This window comes from Micromonospora sp. KC721 (assembly GCF_004348355.1).
Taxonomy (GTDB): domain Bacteria; phylum Actinomycetota; class Actinomycetes; order Mycobacteriales; family Micromonosporaceae; genus Micromonospora.
Genome location: NZ_SMJY01000032.1, coordinates 16,895 through 39,998, shown reverse-complemented (window position 1 = coordinate 39,998; position 23,104 = coordinate 16,895). Strand labels below are relative to the sequence as shown.

The 23,104-nt window shown below is 70.3% G+C and carries 21 protein-coding genes; 7 read left to right on the top strand and 14 right to left on the bottom strand.

What is annotated here, in order from left to right:
- Positions 1-104: 104 nt before the first annotated feature.
- Positions 105-1,271 (bottom strand): CocE/NonD family hydrolase, encoded by a 1,167-nt coding sequence (locus E1182_RS08745; RefSeq protein ID WP_165942556.1) that lies wholly within the window; start codon positions 1,269-1,271, stop codon positions 105-107.
- Between the two features lie 621 nt (positions 1,272-1,892).
- On the opposite strand from E1182_RS08745, the gene E1182_RS32935 reads away from it, so the two are divergent.
- From E1182_RS32935 to E1182_RS08720, 4 genes are all read left to right on the top strand, one after another.
- Positions 1,893-2,195, top strand: coding sequence for a transposase (locus tag E1182_RS32935; RefSeq protein ID WP_132262764.1), 303 nt, complete (start codon positions 1,893-1,895; stop codon positions 2,193-2,195).
- A 594-nt stretch (positions 2,196-2,789) separates the two neighbouring features.
- Positions 2,790-4,283: an FAD-binding protein gene (locus tag E1182_RS08730; RefSeq protein WP_165942554.1), complete on the top strand. Its 1,494-nt coding sequence runs from the start codon at positions 2,790-2,792 to the stop codon at positions 4,281-4,283.
- A 28-nt stretch (positions 4,284-4,311) separates the two neighbouring features.
- Entirely contained in the window at positions 4,312-4,686 is a 375-nt protein-coding gene (locus tag E1182_RS08725; RefSeq protein ID WP_132262759.1) for a nuclear transport factor 2 family protein, read from the top strand.
- A gap of 2 nt (positions 4,687-4,688) precedes the next feature.
- Positions 4,689-5,162, top strand: a complete 474-nt coding sequence (locus tag E1182_RS08720) for a thioesterase family protein (protein ID WP_132262757.1) — start codon at positions 4,689-4,691, stop codon at positions 5,160-5,162.
- Between the two features lie 177 nt (positions 5,163-5,339).
- Here the strand turns inward: E1182_RS08720 and E1182_RS08715 are convergent, their stop codons facing one another.
- A complete protein-coding gene (locus tag E1182_RS08715; RefSeq protein ID WP_132262754.1) occupies positions 5,340-6,281 on the bottom strand; it encodes an AraC family transcriptional regulator in 942 nt (313 codons plus the stop codon).
- 81 nt (positions 6,282-6,362) lie between these two features.
- Here E1182_RS08715 and E1182_RS08710 point away from each other — a divergent pair, with 81 nt between their 5' ends.
- A complete protein-coding gene (locus E1182_RS08710; protein ID WP_207921321.1) occupies positions 6,363-7,196 on the top strand; it encodes an NmrA family transcriptional regulator in 834 nt (277 codons plus the stop codon).
- Positions 7,197-7,791: 595 nt separating this feature from the next.
- Here E1182_RS08710 and E1182_RS08705 read toward each other — a convergent pair.
- Genes E1182_RS08705 through E1182_RS08690 form a run of 4 tightly spaced genes read right to left on the bottom strand, consistent with a single transcriptional unit; the run spans position 7,792 to position 11,093 of the window.
- Positions 7,792-9,000 (bottom strand): acyltransferase domain-containing protein, encoded by a 1,209-nt coding sequence (locus E1182_RS08705; RefSeq protein WP_132262752.1) that lies wholly within the window; start codon positions 8,998-9,000, stop codon positions 7,792-7,794.
- 31 nt (positions 9,001-9,031) lie between these two features.
- Complete coding sequence (locus tag E1182_RS08700) at positions 9,032-9,802, bottom strand: 3-oxoacyl-ACP reductase family protein (RefSeq protein WP_207921320.1); 771 nt, start codon at positions 9,800-9,802, stop codon at positions 9,032-9,034.
- Positions 9,799-10,800, bottom strand: coding sequence for a 3-oxoacyl-ACP synthase III family protein (locus tag E1182_RS08695; protein WP_132262750.1), 1,002 nt, complete (start codon positions 10,798-10,800; stop codon positions 9,799-9,801). Before E1182_RS08695 ends, E1182_RS08700 begins: the two co-directional genes overlap by 4 nt.
- Before the next feature lie 14 nt (positions 10,801-10,814).
- Positions 10,815-11,093, bottom strand: coding sequence for an acyl carrier protein (locus tag E1182_RS08690; protein ID WP_132262748.1), 279 nt, complete (start codon positions 11,091-11,093; stop codon positions 10,815-10,817).
- Between the two features lie 251 nt (positions 11,094-11,344).
- Between E1182_RS08690 and E1182_RS08685 the strand changes: the two genes are divergently transcribed.
- On the top strand, positions 11,345-13,318 hold the full coding sequence (locus tag E1182_RS08685; protein WP_132262746.1) for an AAA family ATPase: 1,974 nt from the start codon (positions 11,345-11,347) through the stop codon (positions 13,316-13,318).
- A 208-nt stretch (positions 13,319-13,526) separates the two neighbouring features.
- The gene (locus E1182_RS08680) at positions 13,527-16,544 is read left to right on the top strand and encodes a BTAD domain-containing putative transcriptional regulator (RefSeq protein WP_132262744.1); all 3,018 of its coding nucleotides are present in this window, start codon (positions 13,527-13,529) and stop codon (positions 16,542-16,544) included.
- On the opposite strand, the gene E1182_RS08675 is transcribed toward E1182_RS08680, so the two are convergent.
- From E1182_RS08675 to E1182_RS08640, 8 genes are read right to left on the bottom strand one after another with little or no spacing between them, the layout of a single operon-like run.
- Positions 16,426-17,085, bottom strand: a complete 660-nt coding sequence (locus E1182_RS08675) for a hypothetical protein (protein ID WP_243706107.1) — start codon at positions 17,083-17,085, stop codon at positions 16,426-16,428. The genes E1182_RS08680 and E1182_RS08675 overlap by 119 nt on opposite strands.
- A gap of 50 nt (positions 17,086-17,135) precedes the next feature.
- The gene (locus tag E1182_RS08670; RefSeq protein ID WP_207921319.1) at positions 17,136-17,840 is read right to left on the bottom strand and encodes a hypothetical protein; all 705 of its coding nucleotides are present in this window, start codon (positions 17,838-17,840) and stop codon (positions 17,136-17,138) included.
- Between the two features lie 2 nt (positions 17,841-17,842).
- Positions 17,843-18,979, bottom strand: a complete 1,137-nt coding sequence (locus E1182_RS08665; RefSeq protein ID WP_132262738.1) for an acyl-CoA dehydrogenase family protein — start codon at positions 18,977-18,979, stop codon at positions 17,843-17,845.
- Positions 18,980-18,989: 10 nt separating this feature from the next.
- Positions 18,990-19,364 (bottom strand): ectoine synthase, encoded by a 375-nt coding sequence (locus E1182_RS08660; RefSeq protein WP_132262736.1) that lies wholly within the window; start codon positions 19,362-19,364, stop codon positions 18,990-18,992.
- 13 nt (positions 19,365-19,377) lie between these two features.
- Positions 19,378-20,187: a tryptophan synthase subunit alpha gene (gene trpA / locus E1182_RS08655; RefSeq protein ID WP_132262734.1), complete on the bottom strand. Its 810-nt coding sequence runs from the start codon at positions 20,185-20,187 to the stop codon at positions 19,378-19,380.
- A gap of 1 nt (position 20,188) precedes the next feature.
- Positions 20,189-21,232: a hypothetical protein gene (locus E1182_RS08650; protein WP_132262732.1), complete on the bottom strand. Its 1,044-nt coding sequence runs from the start codon at positions 21,230-21,232 to the stop codon at positions 20,189-20,191.
- Between the two features lie 3 nt (positions 21,233-21,235).
- Positions 21,236-21,496, bottom strand: a complete 261-nt coding sequence (locus E1182_RS08645; protein ID WP_132262730.1) for an acyl carrier protein — start codon at positions 21,494-21,496, stop codon at positions 21,236-21,238.
- Positions 21,493-23,013 (bottom strand): AMP-binding protein, encoded by a 1,521-nt coding sequence (locus E1182_RS08640; protein WP_132262728.1) that lies wholly within the window; start codon positions 23,011-23,013, stop codon positions 21,493-21,495. The genes E1182_RS08645 and E1182_RS08640 overlap by 4 nt, the downstream gene beginning before the upstream one ends.
- Between the last annotated feature and the right edge of the window lie 91 nt (positions 23,014-23,104).

Sequence of the window (23,104 nt, the reverse complement as noted above, 5' to 3'; positions counted from 1 at the left end):
CGGCTCAAAGACCGCGACCTCGGCCGCGTTCCCGCAGCCAGCAAGACCAACGACTGAACATCAACAACCAGCGAGGGGGTCAACATTCGGCCGGAACAGAGGGGTCAAAGTTCAGCCGGCGTTGACACGCGGCCGTCCGAAGCTGCTGGCGTGGTGTGTAGCCCTCCGCCGGCGTGCAGGTACCACGGCTTGGGCCGGGCCCCGGGTGGCGGCCATTGCGGGTAGTCGCGCCACTGGTTCGAGCCGCCGATGTGCACCCGAACCGGGTGTTCGCGTACGGGCCGCCCCTCGGCGTTGGCCTTGTACCAGGCCACGGCCTCGCTCACCAAGCATCGGAAGAAGCCGGAGCTGTTGTGTTTCCAGGGCCCGATCGTCAGATGAGGCGGGCGACCGGCTTTGCACAGAGCTGCGTAGTCGTCGAGTTGGCAGGGCAGCATGACGTCGTACCAGCCTCCGATCATGTGGATCGGTGCCTGTACGTCGGTCACGCGTGACCGGTGATCGCGTTCGAGCCAGTACTCTCCGGCGGTGTCGTTTTCTGCCAGCCACTCCTGGAAAAAGCCGACTCGCTGTCCCGTCGCGACCCGGTCGGCTTCCGCCAGCGGCAGGTGGGCAAGAGCAGCGTGAAGTCGGGAGCGGCGCAGCCACGACTCGATGAGGGTTGGCTGGCGTTCGGGGTTCGATCCCAGCGCGCCCAGTCCCCACACCCAGGTCAGCGCGCTGTCGAGGGAGAACGCCCCGCCGGTGTAGAGGGAGCCGGTGAACTGGGCGGCGGTCGCGGCCATCGTCAACCCGACGAGTTGATCACCGGCGTCGGCCGCGAACCCCCACGTGGCGTAACCGCAATAGCTGAAGCCGAAGACACAAAGTTGGCCTGTGTACCACGGCTGGTCGGCCAGCCACGCAATCGTATCCAGACCGTCCGCCCGCTCGTGCCGCATCGGCGCGAACTCGCCAGTGCCCACTGCGGTGCCGCGGCAGGCCTGCAGTACGACGTGGAATCCCTGCGCGGCGACCGCGCGGGCGACGCGCGGGTTGCTTCCGCCGCGCCCGTACGGGGTGCGGATGAGGATGGTCGGCGACTTCCCTCGGTCGGTGGCGGGACTGTAGCGGTCGGCGGGCAGGCAAACGCCGTCGCGCATCGGTACTGGCAGGTCGCGCTCGATGGTGATCCGTCGGGTTGCTGGTACGGGCAGGCCCAGCAGTCGGCGCATCGCCTCGTCCAAGGGTGTGAGCCGGCGCTTTACGGGCGGATGGCCGTTGCTGGACATGGGCGGTGTCCGGATGTCGGGCTGGTTGCTCGGCGGGTACTCGGGGTTCGCAGATGGACGAGGGGTGTGCATTGGTGCTGTACTCTCCTGTTAGCGTTAACATTTTCGGCTTGGCCGACCGATTGACGTGGAATTCTTAGTCGCCCGGCGATGCCGGTTCACGGGCTCGGTGAGTCGACGGCCGGTTCGCATCGAGGCGGAACAGTCGACCGCTACCCTGGGCCCGTTTCATGATCGTGTCCAACGGGCTGCGACACATGATGATCGCTGTCGGAAGTCACGTCAAGCTTGGGCAAATCGGTTCCCTCGTACTGGGATGCTGCTCCTCTACCTGTCGACAGGAATGCTGGATCGCACTGGCAATCCGGAAGTTCTTAAATTCTCCGGCCTATAGGGTGATGTGGTTCAGATAGGGCTATTTGGACAGAGTGGCAGCGGTGTTGGCGGGAGTGCGGATCTAACGGCACCTCTCTTGTCGACCATGCGGGTGCCGAAACCTCATCCGCGCTGGTCGGGCAGCGTGTCGCATTCGTGGAGGAATCCACCGAGTCGGTCATGTCGGTGGACGTTCAGGCGTATCAGGATTGCGAGGTCGGTGATCGGTGAGCCACCCCCGCTTTCATGGATCTTTTTGATCATGGTCTGATGGCCGTGGGGAGGAGTTTGTCCGTGGCAGCACTGAAGAAGTGCCCCGATGAGCTACGTCAGCGCGCTGTGCGCCTGTATCGCGAGTCGGACCCGAAGCCGGTGATCCGGCGTCTGGCCGAGCAGCTCGGCGTGCATCACGAGGCGCTCAGGAACTGGATCGCCAAGCCGAGGCCGACACGGGTGAGCGTCACGACCGGCCGACCAGCGAGATGGTCGAGGAGAACCGCCGGCTGCGCAGGGAAGTCGCCGAGTTGCGGCGGGCGAATGAGATCCTGAAGGCCGCGAGCGCGTATTTCGCGGCGGAGCTCGACCCGACCCGGCGACGGTCAGAGGTAGGCGGTGCGGGCCTATGCCATGGCGGCGTGCGGTTCGGCCAGGTCGCGGCTGGCCTTGGCGAGCAGGCTGACGGTGTCCAGCGGCACGGCGATGTGCCGCAGGTTGTGCGCCACGGCCGCGATGACCAGGTCCGCTTCTGTAGGCCACCGTCGGTAGACGGTGCGTTGCTGGCGCGGGCACAGGCGGCGATGTCATCGACGGTAAGCCCGTTGTGGCCGGTTTTGTCAGCAGGTTCGAGATCACCCCGGTCCGGTGCCCTGCACGTCGACGTTGCAACCAGAAGCGCCATCCGTCCGCACCAGGCGGCGTCAGCCTCATCTCCGTGCGTTCCGCCGGGTCGACGCCCCGTCTTCGATGGTGCGGCGACTGACCGGGCCAATTTTCCATGCGAAATACGCCTGTTTGCTTGCGAAATCGCCGATGTAACGCCATGGGACGGTGGCTTGTGAGCAGGGGAGGGAAACAACCGGGTCGAATATGGACGGCACGGGCGGGTTTGCGTTCCCTTTGCGATCCGGGGCGTACCAACGAGGTATGCAGATCGATCTCACTCGCCGAAAGTTCCTGTCCAGTCTCACTGTCGGAGCGGGTGCGGCGGTCCTGGGGTGGAACCCCAGTGCGCGCGCGTGGGCCACCGCCCCCGGTTCGACGGCAGGCATCGCGCAGGTCCCCACATTGGACGGCACCCTCGTGCTGCCCGCCGACCCATCTCCCTTCACTGAGGACTTCGGCCACTTGTTCACGCGGCGCCCTCAGGCGGTGCTGACGCCCGGCTCGGTCGACGACATCAAGAAGATCGTCCGCTATGCCCGCAGCAACCGGATCGCGGTGGCCATCAACGGTCAGAGCGGCACCGGCAGCGAGGGCCGCCACTCCCACTCGCACTATGGTCAGGCGCTTGTCGACGGCGGCATCGCCATCGACCCGAAGCCGCTCGGCAGGATCCACAGCATCGGCGACGGCATCGCCGACGTCGACGCCGGTGTCACCTGGTCGACCCTGGCGCTGCGGGCGCTCGAGTCCGGCCAGACCCTGCCTGTCTACAACGACTTCGCCCACCTGTCGATCGGCGGTACCCTCAGCGTCGGCGGTCTCGGCGGGACCAGCCAGCGTTACGGCTCGCAGGCCGACAATGTCAGATGGATCCAGGTCGTCACGGGTACCGGCGAACTGGTCACGTGCTCCCGCAGCAACAACCCCGACCTGTTCGAGGCCGTGCTCATTGGCGGCGGTCAGTACGGCATCATCGTGCGGGCCGGCGTCAAGTTGATCCCCGCCAAGACGACCGCCCGTTCGCTGGAGTTCACCTACACCGACCGCGCGACGTTCCTGCGCGACTCGCTCGCCGTCATGCGTGCGAAGGTCGTCGACGATCAGAACGGCTACGCCGAACCGAAAGCCGGTGGCGGTTGGACGTACCGGCTCGCGCTCGGCATGTTCTTCTCCTCACCCGCCCAGCCCGACGTTGCCGCACTGCGGGCCGTGCTGTCGCCGCAGGCCGTCGCCGGCCCGACCACCGACATGCCGTTCCGTGACTGGCTGCTGCGCTTCGACCCGAACTGGGCCGCGCTCAAGGCCGCCGGGTTCTGGGGCAGCAAGAAGCCGTGGCTGATGATGTTCGTCAGCACCGAGAACACCCCCGCGTACCTCGACACCGTCCTCGGCGAGCTCACCCCCGACCAGATGGGCCCCGGCCCGATCCGGATCTCGCCGATGAGCGCCCGGCCGCTCACCCGCGAGAACTTCGTCCTGCCCCGCTGCTCCACCACCGAGTTCTTCGAGGTCAGCCTCATTCGCATCCCTGCGCCGGATCACCCGGACACCCCGGGCATGCTGGTGCAGAACCGCCGCTTCTACGACCGGGGTGTCAGCCTCGGCGCCAAGCGGTACCTCGTCGGTGCCGTGCCTTCGATGACCCGCACCGACTGGCGGACTCACTACGGCTCGCGCTGGAGCGCGCTCGTCGAAATGAAGCGCCAGTACGACCCGGCCGGCATCCTCACGCCTGGCCAGGGCATCTTCAGCTGATCCTGAGCCTGCCTAAGGAGACCCAGACATGCCAGCACAGCGTCCGGAAGACATCCCCGGCCTCATCGCCGAGTCCTTCAACTCCAACGACATGCAGGCCATGCTCGACCTGTACGAGCCGGACGGCATCCTCGTCCAGCCGCCGGACGGCCGGCAGGCAGTGGGTCTCGAAGCCGTCACCGCCGAACTCAAGCCGATGTTCGCCGCCATCACCGCCGCGGACATCACGATGACCAGCATCATGCGGACCGGCGACATCGCCATGACGCACGCCGACTGGCATCTGGTCGGCAAGCACGAGGACGGCCAGGCGATCGATCTGCGCGGCAAGGGCACCGTGGTGTCCCGGCAGCAGGTCGACGGCACCTGGCGGATCGTTATCGACGACCCGGTCGGGCTCTGAACATGAGCACAGCGTTCAGCGTCCGCCTCCAGGCGCGGGCCTACGAGGTCGACCGGCAGGGTCACGTCAACCAGGCCGTCTACACGCAGTACGCCGAGCACGCCCGCTGGGAGTTCCTGCAGGCGGCCGGCCTCACCCCGGACGTGCTGGCCGACGCCGGGCTCGGCCCGGTGCTGCTCAAGGCGACCGTCCGGTTCCAGCGTGAGCTGCGCGCCGGCGACCACGTCGATGTCAGCTGCGTCATCAGCGGCGGCAAGGGGCAGCTCATCGAGCTGGTGCAACGGTTCCAGACCCCCGGCGGGATCGCGGTCGCCCGGTTCGAGAACACGATCGGGCTGCTCGATCTCGCCACCCGGCGGCTGGTGCCGGACCCGCGGGCCATGATGCGCGAACTGGCCAAACAACCCGATGTCCTGTTCCCCGACACACCGGAGCAGTCGCAGGCGAAGCCTGACAGCGCCGAGGGACAGGCGTGAGGCCAGGCCACCGGCGACCCCCCTTCCGCGTCGGTGGCCTGCCCGAGACACGCCGGCCGTCCCCGCGACTGCTCGACCGCCCGGCCCGGTACGGCGCTCGGCCCCTGAGACCAGGGCCGGCCGCCGCCGGGCCGGCCGGCTTCCATGTCACCGTCCATTGGACGGTGACATGGCCGTCTACTGCGCCATGGCGGCGGCGCGGTGCTCCTGCGGGCTGACGCCGTAGACCCGCTTGAACGCCGAGCTGAGGGCGAATCCGCTGCCGTAGCCGACCTGCCGGGCGACGGCGTTGAGCGTGGCGTCGGACTGGCGCAGCAGGTCCGCGGCCAGGGCCAGGCGCCACTCCATGAGATACGTCATCGGCGGCGTGCCGACGGTGTTGCGGAAGCACTCAGCGAGCGTCGCCCGCGACACTCCGACTTCGGCGGCGACCCTGGCGAGGGTCCAGTCGCCGGCCGGGTCCTCGTGGAACAGCCGCAGCGCCTCGCCGGCGATCGGATGGGCCTGGGCCCGATACCACGCCGGGGCCTCGGAGTCGGGACGGTCGAACCACACCCGCAGCACCGAGATGAGCAGCAGGTCCAGCAGGCGGTCCAGCACGACGCCCTGCGCCGGCCCGGTCCGGGTGACCTCGCCGGCGAGGATCGGGATCAGCATGGAGTCCCACGAGTCGTCGGACACGACCAGCAGTGGCGGCAGCACGTCGAGCAGGCGCTGGCCGACTGCGCCGACCTCTTCGTACACCCCCAGCAGCATCTGCACGGAGCCGTCGGGGTTGCTGCCCCACGTGCGGACCCCCAGCGCCATGCGCTCGCGCAACTCGACGCCTTCGGGGGTGAGGCACTGCTGGCCGGGGTGCACGATGACCTGGGGCGGGGTCGCGCTGCCGTCGCTGAGCACATAGGGGTCGGGGCCGCGGACGATGGCGACGTCGCCCGGCCCGAGCCGCACCACCTCGCCATGGTCCGGCTGCACATACGCCTCACCGCTGAGTACCGCGGCGAGGCACAAGGGGGACCTGTCCTGGACCCGGATCGACCATGGCGGGTCCAGGACGACGCGGAGGAGAAAAGCCCCGCTGGCCCGCGGCCCTTCGAGCAATCCTGCGAGTGCGTCCACGTCGTCAATACTAGACGATGGATTATGCATCCCAGAATCTCGGCCATGGACCGTCCAGATGGCGCGGGTAACACTATATCCATGGCAAACGAAAACACGACATTGGTCATCGGTGGCACCGGTCGCGTCGGTCGCCGGGTCACCCAGAAGCTCGACAAGCGCGGCGTCAACGTCAAGGTCGCCTCCCGCAGCGGCGTGCCCCCGTTCGACTGGGAGAAGCCCGACACCTGGAACAGCGGCATCTTCACCGGTGTCAAGTCCGCCTACATCATGTTCTACCCCGAGGTCGAGTGGCCCGGCGCCAGCGAGTCGGTCGGCACCGTTGCCCGCATCGCCGCCGACGCCGGCGTGCAGCGCCTGGTTCTGCTGTCGGCCCGCAACCAGGAGGAGGCCGTGCTCTGCGAGGACGCCGTCACGAGTCTCCCGGTGGAGTGGACCATCGTCGCCCCGGCCTCTTTCAACCAGAACTTCGACGAGGGGGTTTTCCTCGAGCCGCTGCGTCAGGGCGTGCTGGCCCTGCCGTGTGGTGACAACTCCGACCCGTTCATCGACGCCAACGACATCGCCGACGTCGTCGTGGCCGCCCTCACCGAGGACCGCCACGTCGGGCAGCGCTACGAGCTGACCGGCCCGCGCCTGTGGACGTTCGCCGAGGGCGTCGCCGAGATCGCCCGCGCGACCGGTCGCGAGCTGCGCTACCAGCCCATCACCCGCGAGGAGTTCGCCGACGCCGTCGTCGCCGACGGTGCCCCGCGCGAGTTCGCCGACCCGCTGGCCACCCTCATCTCCGAGTTCTTTGACGGCCGCAACAGCTCCCTCACCGACGGTGTCGAGCGCGCCCTCGGCCGCAAGCCCCGCGACTTCGCGGATTGGGTGGCGGAGGTCGCCCCCACCGGTGTGTGGAAAGCCGCTTGAGCTGACGCTCTCCTCCGACGGTGGTCCGGCCCGCAGGGTGCCGGACCACCGTTGTTCTCGTTGTGGCGTCTGTATCGCACGAACACTCGCAACCGCTGGCCGCACCACCGATGTGTCCGCCGGCCCGGAAAACCCGGGCTGCCGAAACCGGGTGCGGGAGGCCGGTCCCGCGTCCGGATCGCTCGTGCCCGGCCCGCCACGACCGAGTCCTCGCCCTCATCTCTGGTGCGGGCGTGCCGGCGGTCGACGTCACCGAGGCGGCAGACCCGGACGCCGGACAGTTCGATCTCTACGATCGGCCGGTCACCGGCGGTCGGCAGCGGCTCACCGAACTTGTCGTCCTGCAGGGGGTGATCATCGTCTTCGTGCCGTCCAGCACGGCCGCGAGCAGGGGCATCAAAAGTCGGCCTCGGTCACTGCGGCGGCGAATGCGGGGCGTCAGCGAGAATAGGCTTTCGTCGGTGGGAACCCGTCGCGGAGAAATCGGCGCCGTGCGATTCCACGACCGTCAGGAATGCACGGGTCCGGACCGGGCGCATGGGGTTAACCAGACATAACGACCATGTTCGATCGTCTGATTGCCGATCACCTTCGGTTAAAGTGTCGTCACGTTCAGGTCGTGACCCTCGCGCCACAGCGCCGCCGCGGCCTCGAGCGTCGCGGGCCGGTCGGGCCGATCGCCGGGCAGCATCGGAACCACTCTGCTGCCCCCGGCCCGCACGGCCGGCTGGCGCAGGGCGAAGGACGACAGGACGCGACCCGGCCCGCACTCCACGAGCAGCCGGTCGCCCTCGTCGAGCAGCGCGCCCAGCGCGGGCCCGAAGTGGACGGTGTCGGCCGCCTGCCGGGCCCAGAACCGGGCGTCGCCGGCCTCCTCGTCGGTGATCGGCCGAGCGGTGTAGCCGGACCGGACGGGAAACACCGGCGGCTTCGGCGACGCGCGGAACGACAGCTGCGCTGCGGCGACGGCCGGTTCCATGGCAGGGCTGTGGAACGGGACGGTCGACGGCACCCGCCGGACCATGAACCCGTCGGCGGTCAGCCGCGCCGCGGCGACGGCGAGTTCGGCGTCCGGCCCGGCGAGCATCGTGCGGCGGTCGGCGTTGACGGCCCCGACGGCGACCTGCCCGCTCAGGTACGACTGCAGTTCGTCGACGGACGCGGCCACGGCGAGCATTCCGCCCGCGGGGACCGCAACGGCGGCGCTCACCCGGCCGCGCACCATGGCGACGGCCTCGGCGACGGTGAACACCCCGGCGAGGGTCGCCGCCACGATCTCTCCGGCGCTGTGCCCGAGCACCTCGGCCGGTCTGACGCCCCAGCTCAGCAGCAGCCGGCCCAGCCCGTGGTCGACGGCGAAGAGCAGCGGCTGGGCCCGGCGGGGGTCGTCGATCGGGATGCCCGGACCGGTGCCGGTGCCGAGCCAGTCGACGCGGATGTCCGCACCGCCGGGTCCCCACGCCTCGAACACGTCGTCGACGGCGGAGCGGAACACGGGCTCGTCGTGGTACAGACTCACCGCCATGCCGTCGTGCTGGGAACCCTGGCCGGGCAGCAACAGGACGGCCGGCCGGGGTCCGCCGGCCGGTACCTGCCGCACGGGGGCGGCCACGATGTCGTCGAGGGCGCGGGCCGGCGTCGTGACGACCGCCCCGCGCACGGGCCCCGGAACCGGACGGGGGATCGGGGCCCCGGTGCGTGCCGCGTCGGTCACCGCGGCCCGGGCGGCGCGTTCGGCTGCCGGGTCGGCTCCCGCCCAGAGCAGCAGCCGTGCCGTGCCGTTCGTCAGGTCGGTGACCGTCATGTCGCTGTCCTCCGGCTGGACGGGTGTGCCGTCAGATGAGGGAGATCCCGCCGTCGACGCTGAGCACCTGGCCGGTCAGGTACCCGTTGTCGAGGAAGACGCCGACCGTCGGCGCGACCTCCTCGGGGGTGGTGAGCCGCGGGACCGGCAGGTTCGCGGTGAGGTTCTGCCGGAACTTGTCGGTGGCGTTCGCCGTCATCCGCGTCTCCATGAAGCCGGGCGAGATGGCGTTGACCGTCACCCCGCGCCGGCCGCACTCGGTGGCGAGGGTGCGGGTCAGCGCGATGACGCCGGACTTCGAGGCGGCGTAGGCGGTCTGCCCGGACGTGGCGACGAGCGCCGACGGCGACACCACGTTGATGATCCGGCCCCACCGCCGCTTCACCATCGACGGCAGCACCGCCCGGCACGCGTGGAATGTGCCCAGCAGGTTCGTCTGGATGACCTCGGCCCACACGTCCGGCGCCTGGCTCATCATCAGCGCGTCCTTGCGGATGGCTGCGTTGCTGACGAGGATGTCGACCTCGCCGAGCTGCTCGGTGATCCGCCGGTGCATGGCGCTGACCGACTCCCAGTCCCCGACGTTCGCCTGCACGACCGTCGAGTCGTTCGTGAGCTGCTCGCTGACCTCTCGGGCGCCGTCGGCGGCGCTGTTGTAGTGCAGCGCGACGCGGCACCCTAGCCGGTCGAGCTCGATCGCCACGGCGGCGCCGAAGCCGCCGGACGCACCGGTCACCAGCGCGACCGGCTTCTCCGGGCGCGGCGCCGAGATCTGCCGTCCGTCCATCGTGGATTGCGTCATGACCGCCACTCCGTCGGCTCGCCCGCGCCCCACTCGATCAGCGCGGTGACCCAGACCATGCCGGCGCCGAACGCCGCAAACATGACCCGGTCGCCCTTCTGGATGCGTCCCGCGTCCAGTGCCTCGGCCAGGGCGATCGGCATCGAGCCCGCCCCGGTGTTGCCGTAGTACTCGATGTTGGTGATCAGCCGGTCCCGGGGCACACCGCTGTGCTCCACGATCGAGTCGATGATGCGCAGGTTCGCCTGGTGCGGCAGCAGGTGGTCGATGTCCTGGGGGCCGAGCTGTGCCGCCTGCAGGGTTTTGCGTACCGACCCGACGGTGAACCGGATGGCGTGCAGGTAAATCTCGTTGCCCTTGATCTGTGCGTAGTGCAGCTTCTCGCGCAACGTCTCCTCGGTTGCGGGCATCCGGCTACCGCCGGCGGGAATCTTGAGGCTGTCGACCTTTGAGCCGTCGCAGCCCATATCCCAGCCGCGCAGCCAGCTGCGGCTGTGCGGGGCCAGGACGACCGCGCCGGCGCCGTCGCCGATGAGCACGCTCAGGTCCCGGTCCTCAGGGTTGACGACCAGCGAGTGCGTGTCGGTCCCGATGAGAAGGATCGGGCGCGGGTCGATCGCCATGAGCCCGGCCGCGACCACGAAACCGTAGGCGAAGCTGGCGCACTCAGCGTTGACGTCGTGGGCGCCGCCTGCCGTACCGAGCTCGCGCTGGACGAAGGCGGACGTGGCCGGCGACAGTTGCTCCGGCGTGCCGGAGGCGAGAATGAGATGGGAGATCTGGTCGGGCCGCAAACCGGCGTGCTCCAGCGCACGACGGCCGGCTTCGACGGCCAGGGAGGCGGTCGTCTCGCCGGGGCCGACGACCCGCCGTTCCCGGATGCCGGTGCGCTGCACGACCCAGTCCTCGTCGACGCCGAAGCGGGCCGAGAGTTCCGAGTTGGTCAGTCTGCCTTCGGGCACGTACTTGCCCCAGCCGATGATGCCGATGCCGGACATCCGTGGCTCCGCGGTCACGCGTCTCCGGTCGCGCCGGCGACCGGAGACGAGCCGTTGGCTGCGGAGAGCAACTGCTGGTGGATGCTGCGGAACGTGATGGTGTCGTCGACCTGCTCGGCGATCGACGCGTCCACACCCAGGTCCGGGTACCGCTCCTGCATGTCGCTGACCCACTCCATGAGGTCGAGCGAGTCGACACCGGAAGCGGTCAGGGGGGTGTCGGGATCGAGGTCCGAGATCCGGCTCACGGCCTTCAAGCGGTCGACAGCCACCTCGAGAGTGGGAAGGTTCATGGTGAGCTCCTGTTCGTCGGTGATTCGGCGCGTCCGGTGGACCGTACGAGTGCCGGTGCAATCGCTCCGCAATCCGCAGGCGCCGTCGGACGGCCCGCTCGGCACCGGCGGCCCGGCCGAGAAGACACGTGCGGGCCGCCGATGGTTCCGGAGCGGGGCCGATACCACCCTTGCTCGGTACCTCCGTGGTACCCGCTCGGCTGATCCTGAGAAAACACACAGACATCCTCAGGCTGCGGGGGCGGGATCACATGGAAGCGAAAATCGAGTTGATGGGCCTGATGGCCGTTCGGTGCGCCGGCATCGTCTACCACCTGCATGGCGCGCAGGCTCGGGTGGCGTTCGCCCGCCTGGCCCTGGCCGGCCCGGAGGGCGTGACCCGGCACGAGCTGGCCGATGTCATCTGGCCGGGTGCGCTGCCACCCACCTGGGCATCGGCCCTGCGCACACTGATCAGCCGGCTCCGCGCCTTCGTAGGCCCGCTACAGAGCCACCCGGTGAACCCGCTCGTCAAGCGCGGCGGCCGGTACGTCCTCGCGCTGGACGGCAACGTGCTCATCGACGTGGAGGAGGCGATGCGGGCGGTGACCGACGCCCGCGGGGCGCTCGACGCCGGCGACTTTGCCACCGCGGACCGGCTGGCGGCGGCTGCGGCCGACCGGTTGCGGTTCCCGTTCCTGTCCGAGCATGAGGGGCACTGGGTCGCAGAACGGCGCGAGCGGCTGACCGAGTATCTCGTCACCGCGCTGGAGGTGGCCGGCCAGGCGGCGATGCGTTCCGGCGACCATCCTCGGGCCGCGCTGCTCGCCGAGGAGGCGACAACCCGCGGACCCGAACGTGAGAGCGCCCACCGCTGCCTCATGGCGGTCCGCGAGGCGATGGGCAACCGGGGCGAGGCCCTGCGGGCGTACCAGCGGCTGCGCCGGCACCTCGCCGAGGAGTTCGGGGTCGATCCGTCGCCGGAGACCGAGGCCGCATATCTGGCGCTGCTCGGCCCGGCGTCCGCGCCGGCCGTCCCGAGCGGTGGCGCCGGCGGGTACCGCCACCGCCCGGTGCCGTTCGTCGGGCGCGAGCAGCAGATGACGACGGTGGCCGGTGCCTGGTCCTGGGCCACGCGGGGGCGCCGGCAGTTTGTCCTGGTCACCGGTGAGGCCGGGATCGGCAAGACGCGGCTGCTGCGGGAGGCCGGCGCCGCGGTCGCCGCCGACGGCGGGCTCGTGCTGGTCGGCCGGTGCGATGAGGGCGCGATGGTGCCGTACCAGCCGATCGTGGAGGCGCTGGACGGCTACGTCGCCGCCTCGCCGGACGACCCGCTGGACGCCGTCTCGCCGGCCGCCCGGGGCCCGCTGCGCATGCTGCTGCCGTCGCTCGGCGGGCCGTGCCCGTCGGGTGAGCTGCCGGAGCAGCCGGTCGTCTTCGCCGCGTTCGCCCAGCTGCTGACGGTGGCGGCGGGCGAGCGGCCCTGCGCCCTGCTGATCGACGACGTGCACTGGGCCGACCCGCAGACGGTGGCGCTGCTGCGGTATCTGCTGCGCGCCGGCGCCGACACGCGGCTGTGCGTTGTCGTGGCCGCCCGCAACGACCTCCCGACGTCGATCCGGCGCCGGGTGAGGGGCTGCATGGACGAGGTGATGCTGCCGCTGGAGCACACCGGTGAGGGGACCGAGGTGACGCTCGGCGGTCTCGACTTCGCCGCCGCCCGGATGCTCGCCGCCGAGCTCGGGACCGCCGCCGGCACCGCCGACGGCGACCCGGTCCGGTGGGCGCACGCCCGAAGCGGCGGAAATCCGTACATGCTGCTCGAGGTGCTGCGGCACCAGGCCGGTCCCGATGCGGTACCACCGGCCGTCGCGAGGCTGGTCGCGGCGAAGCTCGCCTCGATCGGCCAGGACGCCACCCGGCTGCTGCAGGTCGCGGCCGTCATGGGCCCGTCGTTCGGCTTCGACACCGTCGCGGACGCGGCAAACCTCGATGTCCTGGCCGCTCTCGATGCGCTGGAGGCGTTGCTGGAGATCGGCATCCTGGCCGAGGTGACCGCCGCCGGTTCTCAGCACCCCGACCGGGCAGCGGTCTACGAGTTCCGCCACGACATCGTCCGTCAGTCGGTCGACCAGCAGGTGAGTGATGCGCGGCGTCGGCACCTGACCTCCCGGCAGCAGGTCGTGCCTGGTGCCGGTCACGACACGGAGCACCGGCTCTCGCGCACGGGCGCGGAGCGCGTGTGACAACTGTCATGTTTCCGTCACGATGAGCATCGCTCGTTTAATCAGACGGCCGAAGTTATTACCACCTATTCATGTTAGCGTACGGTCCAATCAAACCAGCGTGACGGTGCTGCTGGGACTCGCCGGTTCAGCAGGCATGAGGGGTTCGCCTCGTATGGTTCGAGTGCCTTTCGTTCCACGTCAGCGGCTCGTGGGAGAAATCCTCAACGTGAGGCATTCGGTCCTCATCGAGGCGGGCGGCGGGTTCGGCAAGAGCGTCCTGATCCGGCAGGTCGGTGCCAGTACCGGCAACAGCATCGAGGTGAGCCTACCTCGCGACCACCCGGTCACGATCGACGAGCTGACATCGTCGATCTTCGACGCGGCCGACCAGACACCCGACCGGGCATGCCCGCCCGCGAACGGCACCGCCAGGCGGATCGGTGCGCTGCTGGCCGCGTCGCCGGAGCCCAGCCTGCTGGTCGTCGACAACGCCGAGGCGCTCACCGACGAGGCCGCCGCCTGGCTCGCCGACCTGGCCCAAGACGGCCCGCAGCCACCACGGATCCTCGTCAGCGGGCGCCTGCTGCCGGCGCCGCTGGCGGCCATGGAGTTCCAGGGCACCGCCGCACGGTTCAACACCCAGGACCTGCGCCTCACGCAGCACGAGGCCGAGGCCCTTGCCCGCCTCGAGATCGGTGACGAGGACGGCGCGCGGCTCGCCGCCACCCTGCACGACCTGTCCGGCGGTTGGGTGGCGCTGCTGCTGGTGATGCTGCGCCGCCTCGCCCGCACGCCGGACCGTATCGCGGCCGCCACGGTCCTGCTGCGCCATCCAGGGCTGATCCGGCAGCTGATGGACCACTACGCCGCCGACCTCGATCCGTCCGACCGCTACCTGCTGACCCAGGTCGCAGCGTTCCCGATGGTCAACGACCGGCTGGTGGAAGGGCTCGGGCACCCGGGGCTGCTGCGCCGCCTCATCCGGGCCGGCATCCCTTTCGCCGTCGGCGCCAACGGGTGGTCACGGCTGTGCAGCGAGTCGCGGGAGTCCCTCGCCGCGCTGGCGCCGCTCGACCCGGCCATCGCGCAGCGGGCCGCCCCGCTGCTGATGTCGCAGGGCGCCGAACTAGCGGCGGCCAGCCTGCTAGCCGACAGCGGCGACCCTGAGCAGGCCGCGACGCTCGTCGCCAAGCTGCCAACCTCCCGGATCAACCAGCTCGACCCGGTCGAGTTCATCCACCTAATGGCCCGCCTCGGGCCGGCCGCCGAAGCCGCCCCACAGGTGCTGCTGCACCTGGCCCGCACCCACCGCAACCTGGGCCAGCTCGCCGAGGAACGGGAAGTCATCGGGCGGGCGCTGCGCATCGTGCGGGAGCAGGATGCCGACGACGACCTCGCTACGGAGGTCGAGAGCGAATGGCTGATCCAGCGGGCGCTGGTGCGTGAGCCGGACGTGCTCGCACACGTCGAACGGCTCCTGGAGGGAGCCGCGGAGGGTACGCGTGCGCAGGCGAGCCTGCTCGAGGCCCTCGGCGTGGCCCTGTCCGATCGGCCGGACGAGCCGAGCCTGCGCCGCGCCGAGAACGCCATGCGCCAGGCCGCCATCATGTGGGGCGAGCTGGGCGAGCCCGCCCGCGTCGCGGCCGTCCAGCGCGCGCTCGCCACGCACGTGCTGTCCGTCCTCGGCAAGACCGGTGAGGGCGCCATGTTGCTGCGTAGACTCGGCACCACCAGCGACACCCAGTTCGACCGCATGCTGTGCCTCGTCATGGAGGCGCGGCTGCTGGCGCTGAGCGGCGAGGCCGATCGGCCGCTCGCCATCCTCGACGACGGCATTCGGCTCGCCGAACTGCTGGGCATCGACTGGGTCACCGGCCACGCCGCGTGGACCCGTCTGATCGTGGCAGCCAACGATCATGACACAGCCGGGGTCCTGGAGCACTTAGCCAGGGCCGAGGCACACCTCGGCCAGCTCATGAACCACGACGGCGGCGGTCTGCTCTTCCTGTGCGAGGCCGCCGACGCCTGTGCGGTGGTCGGGGCGGACGGCCCCGCTGCCCGACTGCTCGCCACCGCCCGGGAGCACCGCATCGAAGACTCGCTGACCGTCGCTCTCACAGAGGCGTTCATCGACGCCCGCCGCGGTGACCCCGCCGCCGCCGACGTCCTGCAACGCATGCTCAAGGATGGCGAGATCGCCCCCTGCCTGCGGTGGAAGGCCGAGCTGCTGACCGGCTACGTCCGCCACGCCGCCGGCGACATCGACGCGGCCGACCAGTGCCTGCTGCTCGCGCTGGACCGGGCGGCGAGTCTCGGCCATCCCGACCTGCTCGACCGCCGGGAACGGCGGGTGGCCGGGGTCCTGCGCTCGGCGATTCGGCTGCCGTCGGCGGCCGTGGACGGTCCGCCCGCTGGCGACGGGGCCGGCGAGGGCGGCTGCTACGAGGTCCGGGTGCTCGGCGGGTTCGAGGTCCGCAAGGGCAACACCGTGCTGCACGGCACCGGCCGGGTCAGCCAGTTGGTGAAGCATCTCGTTCTCGCCAATGGTTCCGTCCGCGTCGAGACGATGGTGGAGGCACTGTGGCCGGGCGAGATGCCCGGGGTCGGGCAGCGCCGCCTCAAGAATGTCCTGACCAGGGTCCGCGCCGCGTACGGGTCGCTGGTGAGCCGGACGGGGCAGCTGCTGAGCCTGTCCTCGTGCAAGGTCGACCTGCACGCGTTCGAGGACCTGGCCCGGGCGGTCGCGGCCGCGCAGGACGACGAGCGCGTCGCCCGCGCCCGCATCGCGCTCACCGCGTTCGGCGGCCCGCTGCTGCCCGATGACCTCTATGACGACGCCATCACGCAACGCCGTGAGGTCATGCGCCGCCGGGTCCTCGGCCTGATCGACGTCGTGCTGACCGCCGCGATCGACGCGGACGCCATGGACGAGGCCATGGCACGCCTGGAGGCGGCCATGGACCTCGACCCGTACGACCAGGAACGACCCCTGCGGGTCACACGGGCCCTGATCGCACGTCAGCGGTATCTGGAAGCGGGCGACCTCGCCGTCCGGGTGATCGCGGCCGCCGGCGAACTGGGTCTGCCGCTCGCCGTCGAGTGGAACGAGCTGTCGCTCGGTTCGCTCAGCGAGTCCCGCGTGCGGCAGGGCGGCGGAGGGCGTCGAGATCCTCACACCATGACTCGAGCCGGTCTGCCCGCAACAGATGCGTGCCGACCAGCAGCCCGGCGTAACCAGCGCTGAGCAAATCGGCGGCCACCCACGGGTCGTCGATGCCGCTGGCGCTGACCGGGCAGGACGTCCCGGTCCCGAGCACGGCCGGCAGCAGCTTGCGGCTGCGGTCCATGTCGGCGTCGCCGCGTTCACGAAGGCGGATGTCCTTGTTGTTGACGGCCACCACGCACCCCTCGCACCGGGGGAGGGCCTCGACCTCGTCGCCGCCGGCCACCTCGATGAAGGGGGTCAGATTGAGCCCCAGTGCCCGCTCGGTCAGTCGCTCCAGCGCGACCCGCGGCAGCAGCGTCGCGGTCAGCAGCACCGCGGAGGCACCGAGGTCCTTCGCCACCTGCAACTGCCCGGCGTTGGTGATGAAGTCCTTCTGCAGGATCGGCAGATCCGTGGACCGGGCGACCGTGGCCAGCAGGCTAGCGTCGCCGCCGAACCAGCGGCCGGTGACGACCGACAGGCACGGGGCACCCGCAGCTTCGTACCGCGCCACGATCTCGGCCGGGGTGCGGCCACGGAACAGGTCCTCGCCGCCGGCCGAGCGCGGTTTGAGCTCCATGACAACGGGGCGGCCTGCCCCTGTCAGGGCATCGACGAAGGCCGAGGCCATCAGGCTACCTCCTCCATGTCCGGGACAGCACGCCACTGCTGCCGGATGCCGCTGACCCTGACGGGACAGAACGCCCCTGTCAGGTCCCTCGCGGCCGTGTCGACGTCGACACCGGCGAACCGAGGATGCGCGGAAACCTTGTCGTACCTGGGACGGTTGTGGGCCGAGATCCCGCCGGCAAGCAGGAACGGGATCGTCGTCGCCTCGGCAAGGTCGATCACGACGTCGGGGTCCAGCGAGACGCCGGTGCTGCCGACCTGTCCGCCAGGGCTCGTCGCGTCGAACAGGAACATGTCGGTGCCGGCCCGCTCGTAGGACGCCAGCAGCGGCCGCTCGACGCAGGCGTCGCCGGTGACGTGCAGCACCTTGACGACCGTAGCCTCCGGCCGGTCTCGCTTGATCGCCGCGACGACGGCCGGCGGCTGGTAACCGTGCAGCTGCAGCCACCGCACATCTGCGGCGCGGGAGGCCTCCAGGATGGCGGCCGGGTCCCGCAGGAACGTAACCATAATCGGGTCCGGTGCCGGCCGTGTCGCCGTCGCCCAGGCGCTGCGGCACGCCTGCGCCAGGGCGGAGAAGCGGCCGAGGGACAGGTCGGCGTGGCCGCCCGGCACCCCGTGCCACAGACCGATGAGGTCTGTGCCCGAGGCGCCGAGCAGGGCCACGTCTTCGCGGCGGGTGGCGCCGCAAACCTTCAGCAGCATCCTCACAGCCCCAGCAGCGAAGAGATCCGGTTGTACTGAATCTCGGTCGTTCCCGAGTAGATGGTGCTACCGACGGCGTCGGCGAGCTCGCGGTCCAGTCCGTACTCCGACATGTAGCCGTTACCGCCGAAGATCTGGATGGCCGCCAGCCCGGAGGCGACGTTCGCCTCGCTGGTCAGCAGCTTGCTGATTGCCACGTCCATCGTGACGTTCTGGCCGGCGACGAGGCGTTCGGCGGTGTCGTACAACCACCGGCGCGCCGTCTCCAGGCGGATGCGCATGTCGACCAGCTTGTGCGAGATCGCCTGGTACGAACCGATGGGCTTGCCGAACTGAGTGCGGATCCGGGCATACTCCAGACAGCGCTCGAACCGGTGCTGCATCTCTCCGACGTTGATGACGAACGAGCAGAGGATCTCGTGCGTCATTACGTGTTCGAGCAGCAGGTACCCACGCCCGACACCGCCGATGACCCGGTCGGCCGGCACCCGGCAGTCGTCGAGGAACAGTTCGCTCATCGGCGACGACGTCAGGCCCATCTTCTTGAGCGGCTGGCCGGCCGTGAAGCCGGGGGTCTGCGTGTCGACCAGGAACGCGGTGATGCCGAGCGGCCCGCCCTCGGGCCTGGTCCGGGCGTAGACGACGACCACGTCGGCGATCGGGCCGTTGCTGACGAAGCTCTTGCTGCCGTTGAGGACGAAGTGGTCGCCGTCCCGTACGGCTGTCGTGCGCATGCTGAGCGCGTCGGACCCGGTGTCGGGCTCGCTGATCGCGTGGGCGCCGATGAGCTCGCCCGCGCACAGCCGGGTCAGGTACCGGTCCTTCTGCGCCTCGGTCCCGAAGTGCTGGAGCAGCACGCCCGTGCTGCACAGGGTGGTGGCGACGGAGAAGCTCAGCCCGCCGTCACGGCACCCTTTGCCGAGGGCCTCCAGCACGTACATCGTGGTGGGCAGGTCGGCGCCCGCCCCGCCCCAGGCGGGGTCGAACGGCAGACTCATGATCCCTGAGGCGCGCAGCGACTTCCACGCGTCCCACGGGAACCCGCTTCCGGCGGCGTCGTGCTCGCCGACGGCCAGGTCGCGGCAGACCCGCTCCATGCCGTCGCGCAGTGCAAGCTGATCCTCGGTCCAGGTGCGCATGCGCGCGGCCTCAGTACGCGGAGGTGCCGGCTGCGTCGAGGCTGTGCGTCTCGTCGCCGCGCAGGGCGGGCGAGAACACGCACACGAGGCGCAGGTCGGTGTCCGGGTCGGCGATCAGGTAGTGGGCGTCGTGCCTGTCCAGGGCGTAGATCGTGCCCGGGGTGATGCGGTGCGACGTGCCGTCCATGCTGACGACCTCGCCGGCGCCCTCGATGCAGTAGCAGGCCTCCAGGTGGTTGCGGTACTCCAGCAGCGACTTGGTGCCGGCCAGCACGATCGTGTCGGTGACCGTATAGCCGAGGCCGTCGGACTGCAGCAGGAAGCGGCGGCTGACGCCGTTACCCCAGTCAACGGTGAGGACGTTGTCCAGCGAGCGGACGATCATCGGATTGCTCCTCTCAGGAGTGGCGAACCGGTCGCAGGGACCGGACGTGGTGGTTGGGACGCAGGTCGGTGACGAGGTCGGCGAGGTCGGCGACGACGTCACCGCCGGTGAGGTATGACGCCTCGGCACGCGCGACGACGGTGCTGCCGACGACCGCCGCGTCGGCGCCCGCCGCGTGTACCCGCCGGACGTCGGCCGTCGTGCGGATCCCGAAACCGACCGCGATCGGCGCGTCGGTCAGGGCCCGCAAGGCGTCGATGGGGGAGCGCAGTGCCTGCGCGTCGGGCGCCGGGCCGGAACCGCTGGCGCCGTAGTGCGTCACCAGGTACACGTAGCCGGAGGCGTGGGCCGCCGCCTCCGCCACGACCGCCGAGGTCGAGGACGCGTAGCACGTGGTGACCACGGGCAGTCCCGCGGCGCCGGCCCGGTCGTAAAAGTCCGGGCGGACCCGGGGTGGTGCACCGTGCAGGAGCATCCCGGCCGCCCCCGCACCGGCGACGGCCGTGACGACCTGCGCCATGGAACGGGGACGGACGGTGTAGGCCCAATCGGCCAGCACGACCACCTTGAGGTGCAGGTGCCGGCTGCGGCAGCGTTCGACGAACGCGAGGACGTCGCGCAGGTCGGTACCGGCCGCGAGCGCCCGGTCCGCCGACCGCCGGATGACCGGCCCGTCGCTGATGGAGTCGGGGAACGGCACCGCTAGTTCCAAGACGTCGACCTCGTACTCGTCGAGCATGTCGGCGACGTCGTCGAGCACGTCGAACGGCGGGTCGCCGGCGTTGAGGAAGACGGCCAGGCCCGGCGGGCGCGGGAAGTACATGTCATGCACCGGACGCCGCCCGGCTCAGTAGCGGCGACGGCTTGCCGGTCCGCACGGCCTCGATCAAGTTGCGGACCGCACCGTCGCGCATCGCCGCCAGCGCCGAGTCCATCGCGTTGCGCCAGCCCGTCTCCCGTTCGGCCGCGATGGCCAGAGCGGCGGCGTTGAGCGCGACGGTCTGGGTGGCCACCTCGCCGGCCCGCCCGGACACAACGTCCAGGAAGTGCTCGACGAGGCGGTCGTTGTCCGCGACCGCCGCGAGGTCCGGCAGCGAACCGTCGGCGAGCTGCAGGTTCCGGCGGTTCAGCAGGATCTCCGGTGCGTCGGGCCCGGGCAGGACCGCGTTGTCAGCGAAGCTGATGAGCTCGTCGGCACCGACGTTGTTGGTGACCAACCAGATATCGCGGTCCTCGACCGCCGCCGCGAGCCTGCGTGCCAGCGGCAGCAGCCCCGGGTTCGGCAGGCCGGTCAGCTGACGCGTTCCCGGCAGCGCCGGCAGGAACGGGCCCAGCAGGTTGAGCGCCCGGCCGTAGGGCTTCATCGGCAGCGGCAGGATCCGCCGGGCCAGCACGGTCAGCTCTACCGGATACACGAAGTAGCCGGCGAATGCGATGCCGTGGCGGTCCAGCCACGCCGCCGTCTCGTCGTAGGACTTGGTGAGCGGGATCCCGAGCCGGTCCAACAGGTCGATCGAGCCGAATTTGCTGGAGTAGGCCCGCGACCCGGTCTTCACGACGCGGGCCCCCAGTGTCGTCGCGACGAACGCGGCGGCCGTGGAGACGTTGAACGTCGACACACCGCCGCCCGTGCCGACGACGTTGACCGCCCCGGGGAAGGCGCGGACCGGCCCGGTGCGGCGCGCGTGCAGCGACCGGGCCAGGTTGGCGAGCGTGTCCGGAACGACCCCGTCGAGGCTGAGCGCGGCCATGAGCGACGCCGGCTCGCCGGGTCCCAGCGTGTCGGCGCTGAGCTCGTCCCAGAACGACGACCAGGTCGCGGTGTCGACCGGCCGACCGGCCCGCAGGGCGGCGATCGCGGCGTGCACGGGTCAACCCGCCTTGACCGGGTGCGACGCCCGCGCCACGAAGGCGTTGATGGCGTCGACGGTGCGGAAGTTGTCCGGGTCCAGCGCCGCGTCGTTGACGGTGACCTGGAACTCCGACTCGACCCAGGCGATGAGCTTGAGCAGCCCGAGGCTGTCCACGACGCCGTTGGTGAGCAGGTCGTAGTCGGTGGTGAGTTCCGACGCCTGCACGCCGGGCAGGAACTCCGTGATCAGGAAGCTCTTGATGTGCTCGATATGGTTCATCGGGCCAATTCCTTTCTCGCGACGGTCGCCTCCGACTGAGGGGACCTGAGGATCTGGGTGAGGGACTGGCGGTCGACCTTGCCCGTGCTCGTGCGGGGCAAGGGGTCTTCGGAAAGCCGCAGCGTCGACGGGATCGCCGCCGTCGGCAGGTGCCGGGCGCAGTGCTGACGCAGCGCGAGGGTGTTGACGGTGGCGCCGGGCACGCGGCGTAGGACCCCGTGCAGCAGGTGCCCGGCGACGGGGTCGGGGACGGCCAGGACGACGGCTTCGGCGACCTGTTCGTGGTCGAGCAGCACCTGTTCGACCACCGCGATGTTGAGCCGCGTGCCGCGAACCTTCACCTGAAGGTCGTTGCGGCCTTCCAGGTACAGCAAGCCGTCGCCGTCGCGGCGCACCACGTCGCCGGTGCGGTAGTAGCGGTCGGAAATGCCCGGCGGTCGGCCCGCGGGGGCCGGCACGAACGGGTTCGGTGCCGCCGGGTCCGCGCCGAGGTACCCCGCGGACTGAAACGGCGTCGCGACGACCAGATCGCCCTGTCCCGGCCCGGTGATCTCGTTGCCGTCGTCGTCGAGAACGACCGCGTCGACACCGGGCAGCGGGGTGCCGAGCGGGACACCGTCGAGCGGCAACGCGCCGCGGTCGACTTCGTGCATGAAGCTGTCGTTGGTTTCCGTACAGCCGTAGATGTTGTAGAAGCGGCTGGCGGGGAACACGCCGGGCAACCGGGTGAGGCACCGCGCGGGCATGTGGTCGCCGGTGAAGATCAGATGGCGTACCGACGTGAGCTGCCGGTCCGCGTCGCAGGCGGCGTCGACCATCAGCTGGTGCGCCATCGGCACGGCCTGCACGACGGTGACGGCGTTGTCGTCGATCGCGTCGATCAGGTATCGCCCGTTGGTGGCGGCGTCCGGGTCGACGAGGACGACCTGACCACCGTGGTGCAGCGTCGCCCACACGTCGAGCAGGCACAGGTCGAAGTTCAGCGGAGCATAATTGAGCACCGATGCGCCGGGGCCGAGGTCGAACTGACCGGCGGCCCAGTCGGCGAAGCGCTCGACCGCGCCCGCGCTGAGCGGCACCAGCTTCGGGATGCCCGTAGACCCCGACGTCGTGAGGATGAACGCGACGTCGTCCGGGTTGCCGGGCACGCCCGGTGCCGGTGTGGTGCCGGCCCGGGCGGGACCGGTGCCGTCGGCGTCGAGCAGATGGCGGCACCGGGCCTTGTCCACGAGGCGTTGCAGCGTGGCTTCCGGCAGGGTCGCCGATGGCAGTACCACGGGTAGGCGTGCCTTCAGGCACGCCAGCACCATGGCGATGGTGTGCGGTGTTTTCGTTGCGGACACGGCGATCGGCTCCCGACCGGTCGTGTCGAGCCCGTCGAGGCGGGCAGAGGCAGTGGCGACGAGGTCGCCGAGCTCGCCGTAGGAGATGAGCCGGCCCTTCGCCACGAGGGCCGTGGCGTCCGGCCGGGCGTCGACCTGCCGGGCGAACGACATCCAAATCTCAGTCGGTTTCATCTTCGGTAGCGTGCGGACGGGCGCGCAACATCACCGCAAGGTCCGGCGCGGTCTGCCGGATCGGCTCGGGACGCCGTGGAAACGGTGGGAG

Coding starts and splice junctions, on each gene's coding strand:
- E1182_RS08725 (WP_132262759.1), top strand. CDS start 4,312: ATGCCAGCACAGCGTCCGGAAGACATCCCCGGCCTCATCGCCGAGTCC.
- E1182_RS08685 (WP_132262746.1), top strand. CDS start 11,345: ATGGAAGCGAAAATCGAGTTGATGGGCCTGATGGCCGTTCGGTGCGCC.
- trpA (WP_132262734.1), bottom strand. CDS start 20,187: ATGTACTTCCCGCGCCCGCCGGGCCTGGCCGTCTTCCTCAACGCCGGC.
- E1182_RS08695 (WP_132262750.1), bottom strand. CDS start 10,800: ATGTCCGGCATCGGCATCATCGGCTGGGGCAAGTACGTGCCCGAAGGC.
- E1182_RS08640 (WP_132262728.1), bottom strand. CDS start 23,013: ATGAAACCGACTGAGATTTGGATGTCGTTCGCCCGGCAGGTCGACGCC.
- E1182_RS08660 (WP_132262736.1), bottom strand. CDS start 19,364: ATGATCGTCCGCTCGCTGGACAACGTCCTCACCGTTGACTGGGGTAAC.
- E1182_RS08670 (WP_207921319.1), bottom strand. CDS start 17,840: ATGCTGCTGAAGGTTTGCGGCGCCACCCGCCGCGAAGACGTGGCCCTG.
- E1182_RS08710 (WP_207921321.1), top strand. CDS start 6,363: ATGGCAAACGAAAACACGACATTGGTCATCGGTGGCACCGGTCGCGTC.
- E1182_RS08730 (WP_165942554.1), top strand. CDS start 2,790: ATGCAGATCGATCTCACTCGCCGAAAGTTCCTGTCCAGTCTCACTGTC.
- E1182_RS08645 (WP_132262730.1), bottom strand. CDS start 21,496: ATGAACCATATCGAGCACATCAAGAGCTTCCTGATCACGGAGTTCCTG.
- E1182_RS08705 (WP_132262752.1), bottom strand. CDS start 9,000: ATGACGGTCACCGACCTGACGAACGGCACGGCACGGCTGCTGCTCTGG.
- E1182_RS08665 (WP_132262738.1), bottom strand. CDS start 18,979: ATGCGCACCTGGACCGAGGATCAGCTTGCACTGCGCGACGGCATGGAG.
- E1182_RS32935 (WP_132262764.1), top strand. CDS start 1,893: ATGGATCTTTTTGATCATGGTCTGATGGCCGTGGGGAGGAGTTTGTCC.
- E1182_RS08675 (WP_243706107.1), bottom strand. CDS start 17,085: ATGGAGCTCAAACCGCGCTCGGCCGGCGGCGAGGACCTGTTCCGTGGC.
- E1182_RS08745 (WP_165942556.1), bottom strand. CDS start 1,271: ATGTCCAGCAACGGCCATCCGCCCGTAAAGCGCCGGCTCACACCCTTG.
- E1182_RS08690 (WP_132262748.1), bottom strand. CDS start 11,093: ATGAACCTTCCCACTCTCGAGGTGGCTGTCGACCGCTTGAAGGCCGTG.
- E1182_RS08700 (WP_207921320.1), bottom strand. CDS start 9,802: ATGACGCAATCCACGATGGACGGACGGCAGATCTCGGCGCCGCGCCCG.
- E1182_RS08720 (WP_132262757.1), top strand. CDS start 4,689: ATGAGCACAGCGTTCAGCGTCCGCCTCCAGGCGCGGGCCTACGAGGTC.